Genomic DNA, 20053 nt, shown 5'->3' on the forward strand with positions numbered 1-20053 from the left:
CATAGCCTTCTATTGCACCAGGAGCTGGTGGCTGAGTAGCCGGCCCTGATGCTGCACGCGCAGCACGTAGCAGCCCGGCGCCAGCCCCGTCACATCCAGCGGCAGGCGCCCGCCGCCGGCCGGCACCGCCCCGGCCCCGAAACGCCGCACGCGCTGCCCCAACGCGTTGTGCAGGGTAGCTTCCACCGGCCCCGGCCGCAGGCCCCCGGGCACCAGCAGCACGGCCTGTTCCCGCGCCGGACTGGGATACAAGGCCCAGCCTTCCCGGGCCCACGCCGCCGCGCTGGGCGTCAGCAGGCCGCGGGTGCGGTAGATGGCGGCCCGCCCAAGAGTGCGGCTGCCGTCGCCGGTGCGCGTGAAGGCGCCGCCCGCAATGACATCGTTGCCGGCCGTCAGGTCGAGCGCGAATACGTAGCCCGACAAGCCAAAAATGCTCAATCCGCTCCCCATGGGCTGCCAGGTGGAGCCGTCCCAGCGCCCGATGTAGTCGCACAGCGGGTTGCCCCCGGCGTTTTCGAAATAGCCGCCCACCACGAGCTGCCCGTTGGGCGCCACCACCACCGCCGACACGCGACCGAAGATGCCCGGCGCCACGGTCTGCCAGCTAGTGCCGTTCCAGCGGGTCAGGCCGCCGGGCACTTCGCCGCCCGCCAAGATGGTGCCGCCGGCCTCCCGGGCAATGGTGCGCACGCTGGAGCCCGGGGCGCCCAGCCCGCCGCCCAGGGCCTGCCAGGCGCTGCCGGTCCAGCGCACAATGCTCGTGGCCCCGGCCACGCCAAAGACGTTGCTGAAAGCCCCGCCCACCAGCAGGTCGCCGTTGGCATCGGTGGCCAGGGCGTACACGTCGCCGTTGAATTTGGCCCCGCCGCCCAGGCGCGTCCAGCTGCTGCCGTCCCAGCGCAGCAGGCCGCCGGCCGAGTTGGTGGCCGCGTCCAGCAGGATGCCGCCGGCTATGATGTCGCCGTTGGGCAGCACCTTGATGGCATATACCCGCCCGTAGAGCTGGTTGCCGATGGCGTGCCAGCTGGTGCCGTCCCAGCGCGCAATACCGTCGGCATCGGGGTTGCCGCCCGCGTTGGCAAAATTACCGCCGACAATCAGGTCGCCGTTGGGCGCCACGGCAATGGCGTACACCGAGCCGGTGAGGCCGGGCCCGAGCGGCTGCCAGCTGCTGCCGTTCCAGCGGGCAATGTAGTCGGCATTGGGGCTGGTACCGGCATTGGTAAAATCCCCCCCGACGTAAATATCCCCGTTGGGTGCCTGCCGGACGGCGTGTACGTAGCTGCTCAAGCCGTTGCCCGGCCCCAGCAGCCCTTCCCAGTTTGCGTCGTCGGTGTTGGTCGGGCGCGGCCCTGCCGGTGCCTGGCCGGCCGCGGGCCGGCCAAGCGCCAGCAGCATACACACTTTCAATAATTTGCGCAGCAAACGATTGCCCAACATGGAATCAGCTTGAATAGGAGTCCGGAAACAGCAGGCCCAACCAACGCTCAAAAATAAGGAGCCCGGCCGCATGCGCGCATATCCGCCGGGGCCGCCGAATGGCGTATGTTTAGGCCTATGCGCCCTTTCCCATCCCTCGCCTCCACGTTGCTGGCCGCGGCCCTGCTGCCGGCCTGCCAGTCCCAATCGACCCAGGAAAAAGCCCCGTCGGGGCAAACGGACTGCCCGGCAACCCCGCCGGAATACACCATCCGGCACCCCGACTGGGCCCGGCAGGCCAGCATCTACGAGGTCAATATCCGCCAGTATACGCCGGAGGGCACGTTCCGGGCCTTTGAGGCGCACTTGCCGCGCCTGCAGAAGATGGGCGTGGGCATTCTGTGGCTGATGCCGGTGTACCCCATCGGGCAGGAGCGCCGCAAGGGCACGCTCGGCAGCTACTACTCGGTGCGCGACTACCGCGCCGTCAACCCCGAAATGGGCAGCATGGACGACCTGCGCCACCTCGTGGCCGAGGCCCACCGGCGCGGCATGTACGTCATCCTCGACTGGGTGGCCAACCACACCAGCTGGGACAGTAAGCTGGCCCGGGAGCACCCGGAGTGGTTCACGCGCAACCGGCAGGGCCAGTTCGTGGCGCCGGTGGCCGACTGGCAGGACGTCATCGACCTCGACTTCTCCCAGCCCGGCCTGCGCCAGTACATGACCGAAAGCCTGCTGTACTGGGTGCGCGAGGCCGACGTGGACGGCTACCGCTGCGACGTGGCCGGCCTGGTGCCCACCGAGTTCTGGAACAGCTCCCGCGCCGCGCTGGAGAAGATCAAGCCGGTATTCATGCTGGCCGAGTGGGACGAGCTGCACGCGCCGCCCTTCCTCCGGCCCGGCGAGTTCGACCCCAATACCCGCCTGCTCGAAAAAGCCTTCGACGCCACCTACGCCCTGCGCCTGCGCTACCTGCTCGACAGCGTGGCCCGCGGCCGGCAGCCCGTGGCCGCCGTGGATAAGTACCTGCAGGCGGAACGCGCCAAGTACCCGCCCAGCAGCTACCTGATGACGTTTACCACCTCGCACGACATCAACAGCTGGGACGGCTCGGAGTACGAGCGGCTGGGCCCCGACGTGCAGCCCCAGGCCGTGCTGGCGGCCCTGCTGCCGGGCATTCCGATGGTGTATTCGGGCCAGGAAGCGGCTATGCGGAAGCGGCTGAAGTTTTTCGACAAGGACCCGATTGCCTGGGGCAATTACCCGCTGCTGGACTTCTACACCCGCCTGCTGCAGCTCAAGAAGCGCAACCCCGCCCTGGCCAACGGCGACGCCTGCGGGCGGCTCACTCGCCTGCCCGCCGCCGACAAGGACGTGTACGCCTTCGTGCGCCACCGCGGCGGCGGCCCCGAGGCCGTGCTGGTGGCCGTGAACCTGGGCCCGGAGCTGCGCGAGCTGCCCGTGCCCGCCGCCTGGCACGGCGACTACCGCGACGTCTTCGCGGATCAGCCCTACATGCTGGCCCCCGGCGCCGCCCTGCCCGTGCCGCCCCACAGCTACCGCGTGCTGGAAAGAGCTGTCACGCATCAGCCTTAAGCCCGAATGCCAGCGTTGCGCTTTCTGCTCCTGCTCTTGCTCTGGCGGCCGGTTGCCGGGCAGCCCCCGCCGCCGGACACCGTGGCCCGCCGCCTGCAGCGGCTGGGTTATTTTCTTGTCAGTGCGAGCAAAAACGGGCCACCGTTCACCGCCTACAAGCTGAATGCCGCCGGCAGCATTTCCGTCTACCCGACGATGCCCGTGTATTACCTGGACGGCGCCGGCCGGCCGCTGCCGGGCGGGCCGTATCAGTACGGCTCCGGCGACTTCCAGAACGGCCAGGCCATTGTTCACCGGGATGACCGGGAGGGCGTCATCAACCAGCAGGGCACGGTGGTCATTGCCTTGCGCTATGCCTCGCTGCGCCGCATCCGGCACCCGCAGCGGTGGCTGGCGGCCCGCGCGCAGCAGGGCTGGGGCCTGATCGATTCCGTTGGGCAAGAAATCATACCGCCGCGCTACGAAGACCTGGACCGGTACAGCGAAGGACGCCTGGCGGCCCGGCGCGAAGGGAAGTGGGGCTTTCTGGATCTGGCCGGCCGCGAGGTTATTCCGCCGTTGTACCAAGCCGTCCATCGGGAATTCCGCAACGGCTTTGTGCTGGTGCAGCAGCCCGGGCTGGCCGTGCTTACGGGCTACGGCTTCATCAATCGGCACGGCCAGGCCATTACTCCCTTTGCGTACGAAATACCCTTCTGCGCCATCGGGCATTTTCGCAGCCTCACGTCCTTTTACCAGTTCAACCGCGGCTTCGCCATCGTGGGCGACGACGCCTGCCGCAAAGGCGTGGTGGACTCGACGGGGCGCCTGGTCCTCCCCATCCGCTTCAGCCACATCACGCGCACCGATTCGACGCTGGTGGGCCATTACCGGCGCAACAAGACGGTCGTATACCGCATTCCTCGCTAATCTTCCGTTGCCCTGCCTATGCACGCCTTCCTGCGCGACCAATACGCCCTGGTGCAGAGCGCCCGCGGCGCCCTGCTCGACTACTGCGCCGCCCTGGCCCCGGCCGATTTCGTGGTGCCGCTGCCCGCCTTCAACGACAGCAGCATCCGCAGCCTGCTGCTGCACACGGCCAACACCTACCGGCACTGGCTGGGCGTGGTGGCCCGGCAGCACCCGCGCACCTACTTCGACGTGGCCGCTATGCCCGACGTGGCCGCCGCGCGCACCTGTTTTGCCACCGTCGATGCGCTGATGCTGGATTTCCTGGCGTACGCGGCGGGGCGCGAGCAGCAGGCCGCGCCGCTGGCGGTGCCCGGCCGCCCCGCGCCGCTGTCGTTCACGCCCCTGCAGCTGTTCACCCACGTCATCACCCACGAGTTCCACCACAAGGGCCAGGTGCTGAGCATGAGCCGGCAGCTGGGCTACGTGCCGGTGGATACCGACGTCATCCGCACCTAGTTGGAGTGCCTGACAGCAACGGCCGGAACTCCGCCTGCGGCCCTGTCCGCGGGTTTTGCGTACACGGGGGCTCGTTGTTTTCGTCATTCTGAACGCGCCGCCGTGCCCGAGCTCCAGCCGCACCCCCACCAGCACCTGTTTCGGGTGCCCCACCCCGCCTGGGCCGCCCAGGCCACCATCTACGAGGTCAATATCCGCCAGTTCACGCCGGAGGGCACGTTTCGAGCCTTCGAGGCGCACCTGCCGCGGCTGGCGGCCATGGGCGTGAGCATCGTGTGGCTGATGCCCGTTCACCCCATCGGGCAGGTGGGGCGCAAGGGCACGCTCGGCAGCCAGTACGCGGTGCGGGACTACTTCGCCGTCAACCCCGAATTCGGCACCCTCGACGACCTGCGCCACTTGGTGCAGACGGCCCACGGCCTGGGCCTGCGGGTGCTGCTCGACTGGGTGGCCAACCACACCAGCTGGGACAACCCGCTCGTCACGGAGCACCCCGACTGGTTTCAGCACGATGAAGCCGGCCAGCTCGTGCCGCCCGTGCCCGACTGGACCGACGTGGTAGCCCTGGACTACCGCCAGCCCGGGCTGCGCCGCTACATGACCGACGCGCTGCTCTACTGGCTGCGCGCGGCCGACATCGACGGCTACCGCTGCGACGTGGCCGGCCTGGTGCCCACCGATTTCTGGGACGCGGCGCGGCCGGAGCTGGACGCGGTGAAGTCCATCTTCATGCTGGCCGAGTGGGACGAGCTGTACCCCTCGGGCGGGTTGAGCTGGGAAGACTTCAACCCGGACACCCGGCTGCTGGAGCGGGCCTTCAACATGTCGTTCGGCCTGCGCCTGCACTACCTGCTCGACCGCGTGGCCGAGGGCCATGAGCCCCTGCACGCCATCGACGCGTACCTGGCGGCCGAGCGGGCCAAGTACCCGCCCTCGGTGTACCTGATGCACTTCACCAGCAACCACGACGTGAACAGCTGGGACGGCACCGAGTACGAGCGGCTGGGGCCCCTGGCCCGGCCCTTCGCCGTGCTCACGGTGCTGCTGCCCGGCATGCCGCTGGTGTATTCGGGCCAGGAAGCCGCCCTGAACCGCCGCCTGCAGTTCTTCGACCCCGACCCCATCGACTGGCAAAACTACCCGCTGCAGGATTTCTACACCCGCCTGCTGCAGCTCAAGCGCCGCCACCCCGCCCTGCGCAACGGCGACGCGACCAGCCATTTCCGCCGCCTCCGCTGCGGCCCCGCGCAGTACGCCTTCCTGCGCGAGCGGGGCCCGGCCGCCGTGCTCTGCGCCCTCAACACCGAGGCCACTGAAGCCCAGCTGACGCTGCCCGAAGAAGCGGCCGGCACCTGGCAGGACGTGTTCAGCGGCCAGCAGCTGCTCTGCGCCACCGGCGAGGCCCTACCCGTGCCGGCCCACGGCTGGCGGGTGCTGGAGCGCGTGGTCGTGTAGCCCTGCGCCTCAGCGCCGCCGGGATTCCCCGGTTTCCCCGGCCGGCGGGCCGGGCGCCGCGGCCCCGGGCCCGCGCAGCACCTGCCCGGCCCGCGCGCCCACGTGCCGGCCTTCCCACACCGTGATGCGGCCGTTGACGAGCACGTAGCGCATGCCCACCGAGTACTGGTGCGGCTGGGCGAAGGTGCTGCGGTCCTGCACGGTCATCGGGTCAAACACCACGAGGTCGGCGGCGTAGCCGGGGCGCAGCAGGCCGCGGCCCGCCAGGCCGAAGGTCTGGGCCGGCAGCGAGGTCATGCGGCGGATGGCTTCTTCCAGCGGCAGCACGCGCAATTCGCGCACGTAGCGGCCGAGCACGCGGGCGTTGGAGCCGTAGCCGCGCGGGTGGGGCACGCCCTCGCGCCACACCCGGATGCTCGCGTCCGAGGCCACCATGTTGTGCGGGTAGCGCATGATCTGCTGCACGTCGTCTTCGCTCAGGCCGTGGAAGATGGCGCTGGCGTCGTGCTGCTGCACCAGCTCCAGCACGGTGGCGGCTTCGGCGCGGGCGCGGTGCGGGCGCCTGCGCCGCCGGTTGATTTCCTCCACGCTCAGCCCGTTCAGGGTGGTGTCGGGCGGAAAGTTGGCCACCACCGCGTAGCTGAAGTGGCGCAGCTGCCGGGCGTGCAGGCGCCGCACCATGCTGCGCAGCACCGCCGCCCGCACCCGGGGCCGCTGCAGCCGCGCCCGCAGGGAGTCGGCGCCGTCGGCCTGCACGTCGTCGGGCAGCAGGGTACTCAGGGAGGTGGAAGAGGCCGTGTAGGGGTACTGGTCGATGGTGACTTCCTGCCCGGTGCGGCGCGCCGTTTCGATGAGACCCAGCAGCTCGGCGGTGTGGCCCCAGTTCTGCTGCCCGCCCAGCTTGAGGTGCGAAATCTGCACCGGCAGGCCGGCTTCGCGGCCCACGCGCAGGGCCTCCAGCACGGCAAAGGCCACGCTGTCGCCCTCGTTGCGCATGTGGGTGGCGTAGAGGCCCCGGTGGCGCGCCGCCACCCGCGCCAGCCGCACCAGCTCGGGCAGGCGGCTGTAGGTGCCCGGCACGTAAATCAGCCCCGACGAGAGGCCCACCGCCCCGGCCCGCATGGCCGAGTCGATAAGCGTTTCCATGCGCCGCAGCTCGGCTTCCGCGGGCGCGCGGCGGGCCCGGCCCATCACGGCCTTGCGCACCGTGCCGTGGCCCACCAGCGAGGCTACGTTGACGGACAGCCGGGTGCTGTCGAGCAGCCGGAAGTAGCGGCGCAGGTCGAGCCGGGAGGAGCCGCAGTTGCCGGTTACCACCGTCGTCACCCCGTCGTAGAGAAAGTTGTCGGCCGTGGGCTGGCGCACTTCGTCGTCCTCGATGTGGGTGTGCACGTCGATAAAGCCCGGGGCCACGGCCAGCCCGGTGGCGTCGATAACCGTATCGGCCGGGTAATCGGCGGCCAGCCGGCCCACGGCCACGATGCGGCCCTGCCGGAGGGCCACGTCGCCGTAGGTCCAGGCGTTGCCGGTGCCGTCGTAGAGGCGGCCGTGGCGGATGAGCACGTCGGCGCGCGGCTGCTGGGCCCGCGCCGGCAGGGCCAGCCCGAGCAGCAGCGGCAGAAAGCGCAACAAAAGCTTCATAGGTGCAAAATAGACATTCGCGGGGGCGTCGCCGAAAACGCCGGGGCGGCGTCCTTTATTGAGCCGCAAACCGCGCCGCTGGTGGCAGGCCGCGGCTACGGCCGCCAGCCCAACGCCGCCAGGGCCTGCTCCACGATGGCGCGGCGGCCGGTCTGAAACCGCTCATCGGCTACGTGGTCGGGCTGGGTTTCGGCGTTCAGGGCGAAGAAGACCGTACGCCCGTCGGCCCGCGTGAGCCAGCCCACAAACCAGCCGATGTCGCGGTTCCGGGCCGAGCGGAAGCGCCAGCCGGTTTTGCCGCAGAACGTGTAGGCCGGCGTTTTCTGCAGCACCAGCAGCTGCTTCACGGCCCGCTGGTGGCGCAGGGCCACGGGCAGCTGCTCGGCCTGCAGGCGGCGCAGAAACCCGATCTGCTCAAACGAGGTGAGCCGCGAGGGGCCGCCCAGCCAGAAGGTATCGAGGGTGGCGGCCGTCACCTGCATGCCGGGGTAGCCGAGGCGGCGCAGCTGCTGGCGGTAGCCGGCCACGCCCACGCGCCGGGCCAGCTGCTGGTAGCACGGCACGCACGACACGCGCAAGGCCCGGGCGAAGGTCATGTCCTGGTTCCACTGCGGGAAGCTGCGCCGCACGCCGTCCCACTTGCACACTTCGGCCGTGTCGCGGAGCGCGCCGGTTTCCAGCCCGATGAGGGTGTTCGGAATCTTGAACGTGGACGCCGGAATGAAGGCCTGCCGGCTGCGCTGCGGGTTGTAGGCCACGTACTTGCCGGTCTGGGCGTCGTAGAGCAGCAGCGAGCCGCGCAGGCCGTATTTATCGAAGAGCGACTGAAAGTTGCGCTCGGTCAGGCCCGGCCCGGCCGGCGGCGCGGCGGGCAGGCCCAGCAGGGTCAGGAGCAGCAGGCAAAGGTGAATGGGCATGGCGGCAACGGGCAGGGTTGGGACGGGCAAGTTACCGCCCCGCGCGGAGTGTAGCGCGGGGTGTAGCCCGCGTTCGGCGGATAGCAACTTCTCGGCCCGCCCAATGACAGCCCGCACCAATCGTTCTGACAGCCGCGGGCTGAAGTTCGCGCTACCGCAACCCCGGCCGTTCAAACCCCGGGCCCTCCCGGGCAGTTATAGCCACTCCATCATCACCCCTGAATCCATGCAACAACGCGAACTGGGCCGCTCCGGCCTGCGCATTGCGCCCCTCGTGCTCGGCGGCAACGTCTTCGGCTGGACGGCCGACCAAGCCACCTCCTTCCGCATCCTCGACGCCTTCGTGGCCGGCGGCGGCAATGCCATCGACACGGCCGACGGCTACTCGGTGTGGGTACCCGGCCACGTGGGCGGCGAGTCCGAAACCATCATCGGCCAGTGGCTGCACCGGCGCGGCCGCCGCGACGACGTCATCATCGCCACCAAGGTGGGCTGGGAGGTCGACGCCGACAATAAGGGCCTGAAAAAGGACTACATCCTGCGCGCCGTGGAAGGCTCGCTCCGACGCCTGCAGACCGACTACATCGACCTGTACCAGTCGCACAAGGACGACGAGACGGTGTCGGTGCAGGAGCCGCTGGAGGCCTACGCCCAGCTCATCCAGGAGGGCAAGGTGCGCGCCATCGGGGCCTCCAACTTCTCGGCCCGGCGCCTCACCGAGGCCCTGCAGGCCAGCGAGCAGCACGGCCTGCCCCGCTACGAGACGCTGCAGCCGCTCTACAACCTCTACGACCGCGCCGACTTCGAGCGGGAGCTGCTGCCGGTGGTGCAGCAGCACGGCCTGGGCGTGATTCCCTACTACGGCCTGGCCGCGGGCTTCCTCACCGGCAAGTACCGCTCTCAGGCCGACCTGCAGAAAAGTGCCCGCGGCGGCGGCGTGGGCCAGAAATACCTGAACGAGCGCGGCCTGGGCATCCTCGCGGCCGTCGACGAAGTGGCCGCCCGGCACCGGGCCACGCCCGCGCAGGTGGCCCTGGCCTGGATTATGGCCCAGCCCGGCCTGACGGCGCCCATTGCCTCGGGCAGCAAGCCCGAGCAGATCGAGGAGCTGCTGCCGGCCCTGCAGCTGCAGCTCAGCCCCGCCGACCTCGAGGCGCTGAAGCAGGCCAGCGCCTACTGAGCCCAGCGCCCACACGCCCGGTTTGGCCCAGCACGACGCGGCCCCGGTAGCATCAGCTACCGGGGCCGCGTCGTGCTGGGCTCAGGCGCCGGAACGCGCCACCTCGCCGAAAAGCCAGCACCGGGCCGGGCGAGCCGCTGAACGAATCAGGCAATCAGTCAGGACCTACACGCCCCCGCCGACCGCGCCGGACTGGGGCGTGTCGTCGCTCAGCAGCCAGCGTTCGGCCGCTTCCTCGTTGTCGAAGTAGTCGACGGCGACCGGCACGTTGGTATTGGTCATCTGCGTGACTATCTGATTGGTGGCCATGCGGTTGAACAGGTTAAAGGCCTGCACCACGGCGCCGCGGTTGTAGCCCGTTTCGCGGGCGGTGGTGGGCACCCATTCCTCGGCCAGCCAGCGCTGCAGGGGCGGCGAAATCGGGGGCATGTGGCGGTGGTCGGAAAGAATCCGGGTAACGCCAAAGTGCTTCAGGGCCTCGGTGGCGGCCTTGTACAGGTCGCGCACGTTGGCTTCGCGGCCGGGGGCCCGGCTCCACTCCAGGCGGATGTAGCCCGTGGAGTGGTACCAGATGTTTCCCGCCGGGTTATCAAAATAGGGCGTGGGGGCAGCCGAAGGCGTAAGAGCAGTCATTAGCAATAGCGCGAAAAACAGGGGCGACAACTTCGGGCACAGACGCAGGGCCGGGCCGGCAGGTTGCGCCCTAACTACGCGCCAAAGATGGCAACGTTCCCGATAACGATTGCGCAGAAAAAAGCGCGGAGCCGCTTGCACGCCGCCCCAGAAAGCCGCAACTATCGGGTGGTGAGTGAAATGCCCCGGCGCCGGCCGCTGCCTTCGGGCCGCTGAGCTGGCGCCGCGGGCGCTTGCATTTTCCCCACTCACCGGCTTGCACTATGCGCATTCGTTTCGTGGCCGGGGTGCTGCTGGCCCTGTGGCTCACGGCTTTCACGGCGTCGGCCCCGGCGCCCATCCGGGTCTACCTCGTCGGCGACTCCACCATGGCCCAGAAGGAGGTCAAGGCGTATCCCGAAACCGGCTGGGGCACCCCGTTTGCCGTGTTTTTCGACGAATCGGTGAGCGTGGACAACCGCGCCCAGAACGGGCGCAGCACCAAGACCTTCCTCACCGAAAACCGCTGGCAGGCCGTGGCCCAAGCCCTCAAGCCGGGCGACTACGTGCTGATCCAGTTCGGCCACAACGACGAGGTGCCCACCAAAAAGAGCTACACCACCGAAACCGAGTTTCAGCAGAACCTGCTGCGCTTCGTGACCGAAACGCGCGCCCAGAAGGCCACGCCGGTGCTCATCACGCCGGTGGCCCGCCGCAAGTTCGACGCGGCCGGCCGGGTGGAGGACACCCACGCGGCCTACGCCGAGCTGGTGCGCAAGGTGGCCCGCGCCAATCAGGTGCCCCTCATCGACCTGAGCCAGACCAGCATGGCCCTGCTGCAGCAGCTCGGGGTGGAAAACAGCAAGCTGCTCTTCAACCAGCTGCAGCCCGGGGAACACCCGAACTACCCCGACGGCCGCGACGACAACACCCACTTTTCGGAGCTGGGCGCCCGCAAGATGGCCCAGCTGGTGCTGGCCGACGTGCGCGCCCTCAAGCTGGAGCTGGCCGAGCGCATCGTCAAGCGCGAATCCAAGAAGACCGTGGACGCGCAGGCGAAGTAACCTGACCCAACGGTTTAGTTGAACGACGATAGTAGAACCTCATGTCGCGCTTGTCGAGACAGCTCGCGTGCTGACGTCCGGGAGCAAACCCAGTTCGACGAAGGAATTACTATCCAGCGAGATGTCTCGGCTGCGCTCGACATGACGGCCTTTTTTACCCGCGCCTCTATGCATTACCGCCCCTCCCTGCGCCATTTCCTGCCGCTGAGCCTGCTGCTTTTGCTGCTGGCGGCTTTTACCGGGCCCACCGCGCCGCCCCGGAAGCTCCGGCTCTACCTCATCGGCGACTCCACCATTGCCCAGAAAGTGCGACAGACGTTTCCCGAAACCGGCTGGGGCATGCCGCTCAGCACGTTTTTCGACACGACGGTGGTGGTGGACAACCGCGCCCAGAACGGGCGCAGCACCCGCACCTTCCTGGCCGAAAACCGCTGGCAGCACGTAGTCGACGCGCTGCAGCCGGGCGACTACGTGCTGATGCAGTTCGGCCACAACGACGAATCGGAAGCCCACCCGGACCGCTACACCTCGCCCCAGGACTACCGCCGCAACCTGCTGAAATTCGTGCAGGAAACGCGGGCGAAGCGGGCCTACCCGGTGCTCATCACCCCGGTGACGCGGCGCAAGTTCAAGGACGGCCGCCAGCAGGAAACCCACGCGCCCTACTCCGCCGCCACCACCGAGCTGGCCCGGGCCCAGCAGGTGCCGCTGATTGACCTGGACCGGATGAGCCGGGCGCTGCTGCAGCAGTTCGGCGAGGAAAACAGCAAGCTGCTGTTTCTGCAGCTGGCCCCGGGCGACCATCCCAACTACCCTTACGGCCGCAACGACAACACCCACTTTTCGGAGCTGGGGGCGCGGAAGATGGCCCAGTTGGTGGTCGGTGAAATCAGGGCGCAGCAGCTGCCGGGCCTCTCCGACCACCTGGCCCAGCCCCTGCCCAAAAACGCCGTGCCGCCCACGCCGGCCGGCAAAGACGCTCAACCCACTACTCCTTGAAACACCTACTCTTACTTATCTGCCTGGGCTGGCTCACGCTCGGCCGCGCCTGCGCCTACGACTTCGTGGTGGCCCAGGACGGCTCGGGGCAGTTTCGCTCGGTGCAGGAGGCATTCAACGCCGTGCCCGACTTCCGCAAGAAAGTCACCACCATCTTCGTCAAGAAGGGCACTTACAAGGAAAAGCTGGTGCTGGCTGGCTCCAAAAACCTGGTGCGCCTCATCGGCGAGGACCGCGACCAGACCATCCTGACCTACGACGACTACAACCAGAAGAAAAACATCTTCGGCGAGGATAAGGGTACCTCGGGCTCGGCCAGCGGCTACCTCTACGGCACCGATTTCACGGCCGAAAACCTCACCTTCCAGAACTCCTCGGGGCCGGTGGGGCAGGCCGTGGCCCTGTGGGTGGCCGGCGACCGGATGCGCTTCAAAAACTGCCGCTTCCTCGGCTTTCAGGACACGCTCTACACCTACGGCTACGGCTCGCGGCAGTATTACCAGGACTGCTACATCGAGGGCACGGTGGACTTCATCTTCGGCTCCTCCACGGCGTGGTTTGAGGGCTGTACCCTCTTTTGCAAGAAAAACGGCTACGTGACGGCCGCCTCCACCCCCGACAGCGTGCGCTATGGCTACGTGTTCAACAACTGCCGCGTGACCGGCGACGCCCCGGCCGGCACCTTCCTGCTCGGGCGCCCCTGGCGCCCCCACGCCAAAACGGTGTTTCTGCGCTGCGAGCTGGGCCCGCAGATCGGGGCCGCGGGCTGGGACCATTGGGACAAGGACACCAACAAGCAGACGGCGCGCTACGCCGAATACCAGAACCGCGGCCCGGGTGCTCAGCCGGCCCGCCGCGTGCTGTGGAGCCGCCAGCTCAGCGACGAGGAAGCCCGGCAGTACACCGTGGAGCGCGTATTCCGGAACTGGAACCCCAAGCTGGACCTGTGAGCAAGCCCTGCTGGCCCCTGCTGCTGGCGCTGCTGAGCGCGACGCCTGCCCTGGCCCAAACCCCGGCCGCGCCGCCGGCGCCCGCCACCGCCCCGCCGGCCGAGCGCCTGCGCCTGGTGGTGGCCCCCGACGGCTCCGGCGACTTCCGCACCGTGCAGGAAGCCGTGAATGCCGTGCGCGACCTGGCCCAGCAGCCGGTCACCATCTTCATCCGTCGGGGCGTGTACCGCGAAAAGCTGCTGGTGCCCGCTCACAAAACCAACGTGCGCCTCGTGGGCGAGGACCGCGACCAGACCATCCTGACCTGGGCCGACCACACCGGCGACGCGGCCGGCCACAACACCTATTCCTCCTACTCGCTGAAGGTGGAAGGCAACGACTTCGGAGCCGAAAACCTCACCATCGAAAACGCGGCCGGGCCGGTGGGCCAGGCCGTGGCCCTGCACGTGACCGGCGACCGGGCCGCGTTCCGCCACTGCCGCATCCGGGGGCACCAGGATACGCTGTTTGCCGCCGCCGAAAACAGCCGGCAGTATTACCAGAACTGCCTCATCGAGGGCACCACCGATTTCCTCTTCGGCAGCGCCACGGCCGTCTTCGACCACTGCACGCTGCACAGCCTGAAGGATTCGTACGTGACGGCGGCCTCCACCACCCCGCGGCAGCGCTACGGCTTTGTGTTTCTCGACTGCCGCTTCACGGCGGCCCCGGCGGCCCACAAGGTGTACCTGGGCCGGCCATGGCGGCCCTACGCCCGCACGGTGCTCGTGCGCTGCGAGCTGGGCGCCCACATCCGGCCCGAAGGCTGGCACAACTGGGGCAAGCCCGCCAACGAGCAGACGGCCTATTACGCCGAGTACCAGTCGACGGGGCCGGGGGCGCCGGCGGGGCAGCGCGTGGCCTGGAGCCGGCAGCTCACGCGGCGGCAGGCGCGGCCGTACACGGTGGCGCGCATTTTTGGCGGGCAGCAGGATGCGTGGGTGCCGGCGGCCCCGCCGCCCGCGGCCGGCCGCTGATACAATCCTCCATCTTGACCTTTCCGGCGCGGGCATCAGCAGCGGCCCGGCGCAGCCATTACGGCCGAGCTTCGTAGAACACGCAGCCCCCGCCGTGCGGGGGCTGCGTATTTCATTGTGGCTGCCGGCGCCCGGCAGCTGTTGCCCGTTGCCGCCATGCTTCTACTCCAAGCCCCCATCACGCCCTTCGACTGGCAGCGCCTGCTCTGGGCCGATGCCCCGCCGCTTTTCCTGCTGGAAGTACTGATGCGCTGCGTCATCACCTACCTGCTCACCCTGGCGGCCCTGCGCGTGACGGGGCGGCGCGGGGTGCGGCAGCTGAGCATTTTCGAGCTGAGCATCATCCTCGCGCTGGGCTCGGCCGCCGGCGACGCCATGTTCTACGACGACGTGCCGCTGACCCACGTGGCGGTGGTCTTTGCCGCCGTGTCGGGGCTGTACCTGCTCTTCAACCGCCTCACCGAGTGGTTTCCGCGCTTCAGCGACTGGCTGGAGGGCGCCCCGGTGCTGCTGGTAGAAGACGGGGAAGTGAACATTCCCAACTTCCGCCGCCAGAACCTGACGCAAAAGGAGCTGTTCGGGGAGCTGCGCCAGCGGCAGGTGGAGCACCTGGGCCAGGTACGCCGCGCCTACATCGAGGCCACCGGCGACGTCAGCGTGTACTTTTGCGAAGACGCCGACGTGCGCCCCGGCCTGCCCATCTGGCCCGAGCGCCTGCAGCAGGAGCGCCGCCGGGTGGAAGAAGCCGGCCAGCACGCCTGCTGCCAGTGCGGCCACGTGCTGGAGCTGGCCCGCGGCACGGCCCGCCCCTGCCCCGTGTGCCGCGCCGACGCCTGGGTGCCCGCCTGCACCACCCGCCGCCAGGCGTAAGCAGTTGTCTGTTGCCTGTAAAAGAGTTGTCGGTTGCCAGCATCGTTCCGCATTCGAACGACCTGGCAACCGACAACGCCTTTTTACAGACAACTCTTACTTACCGGGCGGCTAGCACCCGCGACACGGTGGATACCACCAGCGGGCCGCGCTCCAGCAGCTGAAACGAGCGGTACTGCTCGGGGTTCAGAATCCGGGCCATGGCCAGCTCGTACTCCTTTTGCACCTGCAGCGGAGCAGTGGCGGGGGTGGCGGCACCGGGCGTGGCAGCCAGCTGCTCCAGCTCGTGGCGGGTGCACGCGCGCACGGCCTGGGCCTGGGCCTGCGAGAGGTGCAGCGCGTCGGTCAGGTAGAGGGTGATGGAGAGGGCGCCCTGGTCGGCAGCATCTTTGGCCCCGGGGTTGAGCACGGGCTCGTTGGCCCCGAAGCTGGTGAAGCTCAGGCCGGGCAGCAGCAGGGCGGTCAGCGAAAGGGCGAGCAGGAAGCGGCGGTTACGTTGCATGGTGTGGTGTGCGTGCGGCAAGCGGTGTGGAAAAAGGAGAAAAATCGAGGCGGGGGGGCCTTAATGAGCCCTGGGCACTTTGGGCGCGGTGGGCTCCAGGCTGATGACAAAGTCGTTGTTGCGGTGGGGCTGGCGGAGCTTGATCTGCTGGTCGCCGAAGCCGGCATAGCCGCAAGTCAACGTCACGGCGGCGTTGGTGGGCAGGTTCAGCGTAAACTCGCCCTCCGCATTGGTGACGGCCAGAATTTCGTGGGTGCTCGGGTTCCAGACGGTGGCGCCGGGCAGCGGCAGGCCCTCCGCATCGGTGATGCTGCCCGATACGGTCACGGCAAACAGCTCGTGGACGGCGGGCTTGGTCCCCGGGGCCGGCGCAGCGGCAGTCTTGGCCGGCGCAGCGGCGCCCTTGGCGGGCGGGGCGGCCACCCGGGCGGGGCGAACCTTGGAGCCGCCGGCGCCCGGGGCCCGCACCTGCCCGAAGGCAGCGGAGCTGAGCAGCGCGGCGGCTAGCAAAACAAGAAGATGCATGGCAGGTGTGGTAATAAGGAGAAAGAAACCACCAGACGGCGGGCGGCAACCCGGGCGGCTAGTGGGAGAGGCTTTCGGCCAGCCACACGAAGGCGCTGTACTGGCCAGGGGTGAGAATGCGCAGCATCTGCTCGTCGAAGCGCTGCCGGGCCGGGGCGGTGGCCACCGCGGCGGCCTGCTCGTAGGCGCAGCGGCGCACGGCCAGGGCCTGCCGGCTGCTCAGGTGCAGCACGTCGGTCAGGTAGCGGGTGCGGCAGGCGGCCCGCTGCTGCACCGAGTCGGCCGCCGGGCGCGGCGCGGCGACGGCCGGCCGGCGCGGCTTCTCCGCGGCTTGCGCGGCCAGGCCCGTGAGCAAACCAAGCAGGAGTAGAAGCTGTTTCATCGAGCCAGAGCGGGGGGTTTATCGAAAAGCTGGACAGTTGTTTTAATTCAAACTTAGTTTCGTCCCAGATAGCTCTGCTGCGTATTTTGCCCGGCGCTACGTATAGCTGTGCGAACGACGGCGCCGGCTCTGCCAATCCCTTCTCTCCGCCCGCCTTCCCTGTTGCTCCTTATGCCCGCCTCCTCTGTTCTGCGCGTCGTTATCGTCGACGACAATGAAATCAACCGCCTCACGCTGGAGCACTACGTGAGCCTGACCGACGGCCTGGAGCTGGTGGCCTCGCTGCCCGACGCCCGCGCCGCGCTGGCCCTCACCCGCTCGGTTCAGCCCCCCGTCGACGTGCTCTTCCTCGATATCGAAATGCCCGTGCTCAGCGGCCTGGAGCTGGTGCCGCTGCTGCCCTCCCCCGCCCCCGACGTGGTCATGGTCACCTCCCACCCCAGCTTCGCCGTCGACGCCTTCGACCTGCGCGTGACCGACTACCTGGTCAAGCCCGTCGACTACGGCCGCTTCCTCAAGGCCGTGGACCGCGTGCGCGAGCCGCGCCGCGCCGCCGCGCCCGCCCCGGCCGAAGCGGCCAACCTGAAGGTGGAGGACTCCGAGCTGTTCGTGAAAGTCAACAACAAGCTCATCCGCCTCGACTTCAACGACGTGCTCTTCATCGAAGCCATGTCGACCTACTCCATTCTGGTCACCGAGACGCAGAAGCACATCGTCTACATCACCCTCAAGGCCCTGGAGGAGCGCCTGCCCTTCGCCCACTTCCGCCGGGTACACCGCTCCTACATCGTCAACACCCGCCGCATCGACGCGGTGCAGGACAATATGCTGCAGCTCGGCAGCTACGAAGTGCCGGTGGGCAAAAGCTACGCCGAGGAGTTTATGAAGCAGCTGCGGGGGCTGTAAAACAGCCAGGGGTGATGACGCACAAACGCGCCACGGCCGCGTCGGGAAGCTCCCGGCGCGGCCGTGGTGGTTTCGGGCTGGGCGCCCACGCACGCCAAGCGGGCATCCGGCAGCCGCGGCGCTTAGTGCACCAGTTGCCGGGTATACTGCGGGCCGGCGGGCCCACTCAGGCGCAGCCAGTACGCGCCGGGCGGCAGGCTGTGCAGGCCCGTGAGCCGTACCGCTTCGCTGTAGCGGGGCACGGCTTGCCGGCGCACCACCCGGCCCAGCGCGTCCAGCAGCTCCAGCTGCCCCGCCCCGAGGGCCGTACCGGGCGTGGCCACGGTCAGTTCGTCGGCGAAGGGGACGGGCCACGGCTGGGCCAGCGCCGGGCGCGGGGTCGTGGCCGCGGTGATGCCGGCCCCGAACTCATACGCCCCCACGTCGGGCACGGCGCCGCGCGTGGTGCCCTCCAGATCGGTGGTTACGGCCGCCAGGGGCGTGCCAGCGTTGTCGAGGGCCGCAGCAGTGGGGCGCAGCCGCGGGCCCGTGCCGAATTGCGGGTCGAGGCTGCGGGAGTTCTGGTCGAAGCCGGTGCCGGTTTGCCAGGCGGCTAGCGCGGCGTATGCCTGCGTGCCCGCCGCCGGTCCGGCGTAGTAGGTGCCCAGGCGGCGCTGCGTACCGGCCGTGGCCAGCACCAGGTCGTTGTGGTCCATGCGCACGCGGGTGAGCGGCGGCGTGGCCTGGGTGGCCGGAATGCCTACGTCGACCACCGCCTGCACCGTGGTGGCCGTGACCGGGCTGATGGCCGGCGTCAGGTTGAGCAGCAGGTTGTTGACCACCTCGGCCGTGCCGTACTGCTGGTTTTTGGTGCTCACCCACAGGGCCGTGCTGCTGAAGCCCGCCCAGGCCGGAGCGGCCACCGCCACCGTGTTGTGGGCGAATAGCAGGGCGCTGCCGGCCATCCCCCCCAGGTCGGCCAGCACGCCGTGGGTTTGCCCGTCGCGGGTGGTGGGCTGGGCCGCGCCCGGGTCCAGGCCGTGCCGCAGCTCGCTGATTTCGTTGTTGTACACCCGCAGCGGGTGGCCGGCGGCCAACGCCCGGAAAGCCGGCGCCTGCAGCAGCCACAGGCCCCGGACGAGGGCCGGCAGGGAGGCAAACATGGCCGGGTCGGCCGGGTGGCGGAATTCGATGTCGCGGACGCGGTTGTTGGCAAATACCGCCGGCCGCGGCCCCATCAGGTCATACGCGTAGATGCCCACCGCCGCATTCGTGCGGCTGACCACGTTCTGCACCAGGTTGTCGTGCACGTTCAGGCCATTGACGCGCATAAAGTACATGCCGTAGGCCTCGTAGCCGGCGCCGGCCGCGGGGTAGCCAATGCTGCCCGAGGTGCCGTCGCCGATGGTTACGCGGGCCACCTCCACGTCGAAGTCGGGCACGTTGCCCACGCCGGCCGTCACCCAGATGCCGTGGCGGCTTTGCTGAATCTGCAGGTTTTCGTAGCGGATGCGCCGGTTCACCAGGGCCGAGTCGGCGGGGCCGCTGCTGGCCAGCAGCAGGTTGCGCTGGTAGATGCCCTTGGTGTGCGGCTGGTCCTGCCGCATGGTGATGCGGGCGTTGCGGATGCGGATATCGTGGCTGCCCTGGTCGAAGGCCCCCGATATGGCGTAGCCCGCCTCGCGGCCCACGGCTTCCGGCCCCGGCACGATGTCGAGGCCGTCGAAGGTGAGGTGGTGGGCGCCCACCAGGTCGATGTTGCCGCTCTGCAGCTCAGGGTTAGCGCCCGCGCCCTGCTTCTGGAAAACGACCGGGTCCGTGTTCGTGCCCCACAGCTGGGGCACCAGCTCGGTGAAGCGCTGACCCGCCGCTATGTTCACCGTGACCGGGGCGCTGGTACCGGCCGTGTTCAGCTGGTACACCGCGTCGGTCAGGCTCTGAAAGTTGCGCGGGCCGCGGGGCTGTCGGCGGTCGAGGGTGTAGGTGCCGGCCAGGGCGGCGGGGGCGCCGGCCGTCAGCAGCACGTTATCGAGCACGGCCGGCAGCGCGGCCGGCACCGCTGAGGCGCTGGCCCAGGTGAAAATCAGGCGCTGGGTGGTACCGGCCAGGGCCCCGGGCAGGCGCAGCCAGGTCGAGGTGTAAGCCCCGCCGCTTTGCAGGTTGGCACTAAGCTGCATGACCGTCGGGCCCGCGGGCCGCACGCCGGCCGTGGGCTGGTAGGACGTCGGGACCAGCAGCACATCCAGCGCCCCCTGGCTGCGGAAGTCGAAGCGCAGGACGAAGTCGGCGGGCTGGGCCGGAAACGTCACGTCCTGGTACAGGTGCACCACCCCGCTCAGGCCCGCCAGCGGCCCGTAGGTGCCGGCACTGGTCGACACGAAAGCCGCCGTAGTACCTGCCCAGCGCGGCCCGTTGCCCGGGGCCGGGCCCACGTACCAGGCCGGCGGCTGCTGCCCGTTGACGGCGGTAAAGCCGCCCAGCGTGCCCGTTTCAAAATCTTCGCTCAGCAGGGCCGTCTGCGCCCGCGCGGTCCGCCCACTACTCAATACCAACGCAATCAGCAATAGCAGACTCTTCATAAAGCGCTTATCTGCTTCAAAGGTGGTGAAAATCCCTACCAACCGAAAATG

At 68.9% G+C, this 20053-nt stretch carries 19 protein-coding genes; 11 read left to right on the forward strand and 8 right to left on the reverse strand.

The genetic code is table 11. From position 1 onward, the window contains the following. Positions 1-9: 9 nt before the first annotated feature. Complete coding sequence (locus DLM85_RS16365) at positions 10-1398, reverse strand: hypothetical protein (RefSeq protein ID WP_111479200.1); 1389 nt, start codon at positions 1396-1398, stop codon at positions 10-12. 159 nt (positions 1399-1557) lie between these two features. On the opposite strand from DLM85_RS16365, the gene DLM85_RS16370 reads away from it, so the two are divergent. From DLM85_RS16370 to DLM85_RS16385, 4 genes are all read left to right on the forward strand, one after another. Beyond that, positions 1558-3018: an alpha-amylase family glycosyl hydrolase gene (locus DLM85_RS16370; RefSeq protein WP_111479201.1), complete on the forward strand. Its 1461-nt coding sequence runs from the start codon at positions 1558-1560 to the stop codon at positions 3016-3018. A gap of 6 nt (positions 3019-3024) precedes the next feature. Continuing rightward, positions 3025-3927: a WG repeat-containing protein gene (locus DLM85_RS16375; RefSeq protein ID WP_111479202.1), complete on the forward strand. Its 903-nt coding sequence runs from the start codon at positions 3025-3027 to the stop codon at positions 3925-3927. An 18-nt stretch (positions 3928-3945) separates the two neighbouring features. Next, a complete protein-coding gene (locus DLM85_RS16380; RefSeq protein WP_111479203.1) occupies positions 3946-4425 on the forward strand; it encodes a DinB family protein in 480 nt (159 codons plus the stop codon). Positions 4426-4527: 102 nt separating this feature from the next. Further along, positions 4528-5880: an alpha-amylase family glycosyl hydrolase gene (locus tag DLM85_RS16385; RefSeq protein ID WP_207891044.1), complete on the forward strand. Its 1353-nt coding sequence runs from the start codon at positions 4528-4530 to the stop codon at positions 5878-5880. A gap of 9 nt (positions 5881-5889) precedes the next feature. Here the strand turns inward: DLM85_RS16385 and DLM85_RS16390 are convergent, their stop codons facing one another. After that, positions 5890-7521: an N-acyl-D-amino-acid deacylase family protein gene (locus DLM85_RS16390; RefSeq protein WP_111479204.1), complete on the reverse strand. Its 1632-nt coding sequence runs from the start codon at positions 7519-7521 to the stop codon at positions 5890-5892. 95 nt (positions 7522-7616) lie between these two features. Continuing rightward, the gene (gene blaOXA, locus DLM85_RS16395) at positions 7617-8438 is read right to left on the reverse strand and encodes a class D beta-lactamase (protein WP_111479205.1); all 822 of its coding nucleotides are present in this window, start codon (positions 8436-8438) and stop codon (positions 7617-7619) included. A 226-nt stretch (positions 8439-8664) separates the two neighbouring features. Between blaOXA and DLM85_RS16400 the strand changes: the two genes are divergently transcribed. After that, positions 8665-9618: an aldo/keto reductase gene (locus tag DLM85_RS16400; protein ID WP_111479206.1), complete on the forward strand. Its 954-nt coding sequence runs from the start codon at positions 8665-8667 to the stop codon at positions 9616-9618. Positions 9619-9783: 165 nt separating this feature from the next. Here DLM85_RS16400 and DLM85_RS16405 read toward each other — a convergent pair whose 3' ends face one another. Beyond that, entirely contained in the window at positions 9784-10251 is a 468-nt protein-coding gene (locus DLM85_RS16405; protein WP_111479207.1) for a hypothetical protein, read from the reverse strand. 263 nt (positions 10252-10514) lie between these two features. On the opposite strand from DLM85_RS16405, the gene DLM85_RS16410 reads away from it, so the two are divergent. The 5 genes from DLM85_RS16410 (at position 10515) to DLM85_RS16430 (ending at position 15129) form a co-directional block, all read left to right on the forward strand. After that, the gene (locus DLM85_RS16410) at positions 10515-11294 is read left to right on the forward strand and encodes a rhamnogalacturonan acetylesterase (RefSeq protein ID WP_111479208.1); all 780 of its coding nucleotides are present in this window, start codon (positions 10515-10517) and stop codon (positions 11292-11294) included. 168 nt (positions 11295-11462) lie between these two features. After that, the gene (locus DLM85_RS16415) at positions 11463-12293 is read left to right on the forward strand and encodes a rhamnogalacturonan acetylesterase (protein WP_111479407.1); all 831 of its coding nucleotides are present in this window, start codon (positions 11463-11465) and stop codon (positions 12291-12293) included. Continuing rightward, positions 12290-13243: a pectinesterase family protein gene (locus DLM85_RS16420; RefSeq protein WP_111479209.1), complete on the forward strand. Its 954-nt coding sequence runs from the start codon at positions 12290-12292 to the stop codon at positions 13241-13243. The genes DLM85_RS16415 and DLM85_RS16420 overlap by 4 nt, the downstream gene beginning before the upstream one ends. Further along, positions 13240-14259: a pectinesterase family protein gene (locus DLM85_RS16425; protein WP_243635999.1), complete on the forward strand. Its 1020-nt coding sequence runs from the start codon at positions 13240-13242 to the stop codon at positions 14257-14259. The genes DLM85_RS16420 and DLM85_RS16425 overlap by 4 nt, the downstream gene beginning before the upstream one ends. Positions 14260-14415: 156 nt before the next feature. Continuing rightward, complete coding sequence (locus tag DLM85_RS16430; RefSeq protein ID WP_133257103.1) at positions 14416-15129, forward strand: DUF421 domain-containing protein; 714 nt, start codon at positions 14416-14418, stop codon at positions 15127-15129. A gap of 100 nt (positions 15130-15229) precedes the next feature. Here the strand turns inward: DLM85_RS16430 and DLM85_RS16435 are convergent, their stop codons facing one another. The 3 genes from DLM85_RS16435 to DLM85_RS16445 are packed head-to-tail and all read right to left on the reverse strand — an operon-like array spanning position 15230 to position 16538. Beyond that, on the reverse strand, positions 15230-15631 hold the full coding sequence (locus DLM85_RS16435; protein ID WP_111479211.1) for a hypothetical protein: 402 nt from the start codon (positions 15629-15631) through the stop codon (positions 15230-15232). A 60-nt stretch (positions 15632-15691) separates the two neighbouring features. Then, the gene (locus DLM85_RS16440; RefSeq protein ID WP_133257104.1) at positions 15692-16156 is read right to left on the reverse strand and encodes a carboxypeptidase-like regulatory domain-containing protein; all 465 of its coding nucleotides are present in this window, start codon (positions 16154-16156) and stop codon (positions 15692-15694) included. A gap of 58 nt (positions 16157-16214) precedes the next feature. Beyond that, positions 16215-16538, reverse strand: a complete 324-nt coding sequence (locus DLM85_RS16445) for a hypothetical protein (protein WP_111479213.1) — start codon at positions 16536-16538, stop codon at positions 16215-16217. Positions 16539-16709: 171 nt separating this feature from the next. Between DLM85_RS16445 and DLM85_RS16450 the strand changes: the two genes are divergently transcribed. Beyond that, complete coding sequence (locus DLM85_RS16450; protein WP_111479214.1) at positions 16710-17444, forward strand: LytR/AlgR family response regulator transcription factor; 735 nt, start codon at positions 16710-16712, stop codon at positions 17442-17444. Between the two features lie 122 nt (positions 17445-17566). On the opposite strand, the gene DLM85_RS16455 is transcribed toward DLM85_RS16450, so the two are convergent. Then, positions 17567-20002, reverse strand: a complete 2436-nt coding sequence (locus DLM85_RS16455; protein ID WP_133257105.1) for a hypothetical protein — start codon at positions 20000-20002, stop codon at positions 17567-17569. Positions 20003-20053 lie beyond the last annotated feature (51 nt).

The organism is Hymenobacter edaphi (assembly GCF_003258365.1).
Lineage (GTDB): Bacteria > Bacteroidota > Bacteroidia > Cytophagales > Hymenobacteraceae > Solirubrum > Solirubrum edaphi.

Bases quoted from the DNA above. Each gene is read 5' to 3' on its own strand.
- blaOXA (WP_111479205.1), bottom strand. From the start codon at position 8,438: ATGCCCATTCACCTTTGCCTGCTGCTCCTGACCCTGCTGGGCCTGCCC.
- DLM85_RS16415 (WP_111479407.1), top strand. From the start codon at position 11,463: ATGCATTACCGCCCCTCCCTGCGCCATTTCCTGCCGCTGAGCCTGCTG.
- DLM85_RS16450 (WP_111479214.1), top strand. From the start codon at position 16,710: ATGCCCGCCTCCTCTGTTCTGCGCGTCGTTATCGTCGACGACAATGAA.
- DLM85_RS16380 (WP_111479203.1), top strand. From the start codon at position 3,946: ATGCACGCCTTCCTGCGCGACCAATACGCCCTGGTGCAGAGCGCCCGC.
- DLM85_RS16440 (WP_133257104.1), bottom strand. From the start codon at position 16,156: ATGCATCTTCTTGTTTTGCTAGCCGCCGCGCTGCTCAGCTCCGCTGCC.
- DLM85_RS16430 (WP_133257103.1), top strand. From the start codon at position 14,416: ATGCTTCTACTCCAAGCCCCCATCACGCCCTTCGACTGGCAGCGCCTG.
- DLM85_RS16435 (WP_111479211.1), bottom strand. From the start codon at position 15,631: ATGCAACGTAACCGCCGCTTCCTGCTCGCCCTTTCGCTGACCGCCCTG.
- DLM85_RS16405 (WP_111479207.1), bottom strand. From the start codon at position 10,251: ATGACTGCTCTTACGCCTTCGGCTGCCCCCACGCCCTATTTTGATAAC.
- DLM85_RS16410 (WP_111479208.1), top strand. From the start codon at position 10,515: ATGCGCATTCGTTTCGTGGCCGGGGTGCTGCTGGCCCTGTGGCTCACG.
- DLM85_RS16375 (WP_111479202.1), top strand. From the start codon at position 3,025: ATGCCAGCGTTGCGCTTTCTGCTCCTGCTCTTGCTCTGGCGGCCGGTT.
- DLM85_RS16390 (WP_111479204.1), bottom strand. From the start codon at position 7,521: ATGAAGCTTTTGTTGCGCTTTCTGCCGCTGCTGCTCGGGCTGGCCCTG.
- DLM85_RS16365 (WP_111479200.1), bottom strand. From the start codon at position 1,398: ATGCTGCTGGCGCTTGGCCGGCCCGCGGCCGGCCAGGCACCGGCAGGG.
- DLM85_RS16400 (WP_111479206.1), top strand. From the start codon at position 8,665: ATGCAACAACGCGAACTGGGCCGCTCCGGCCTGCGCATTGCGCCCCTC.
- DLM85_RS16370 (WP_111479201.1), top strand. From the start codon at position 1,558: ATGCGCCCTTTCCCATCCCTCGCCTCCACGTTGCTGGCCGCGGCCCTG.
- DLM85_RS16455 (WP_133257105.1), bottom strand. From the start codon at position 20,002: ATGAAGAGTCTGCTATTGCTGATTGCGTTGGTATTGAGTAGTGGGCGG.
- DLM85_RS16445 (WP_111479213.1), bottom strand. From the start codon at position 16,538: ATGAAACAGCTTCTACTCCTGCTTGGTTTGCTCACGGGCCTGGCCGCG.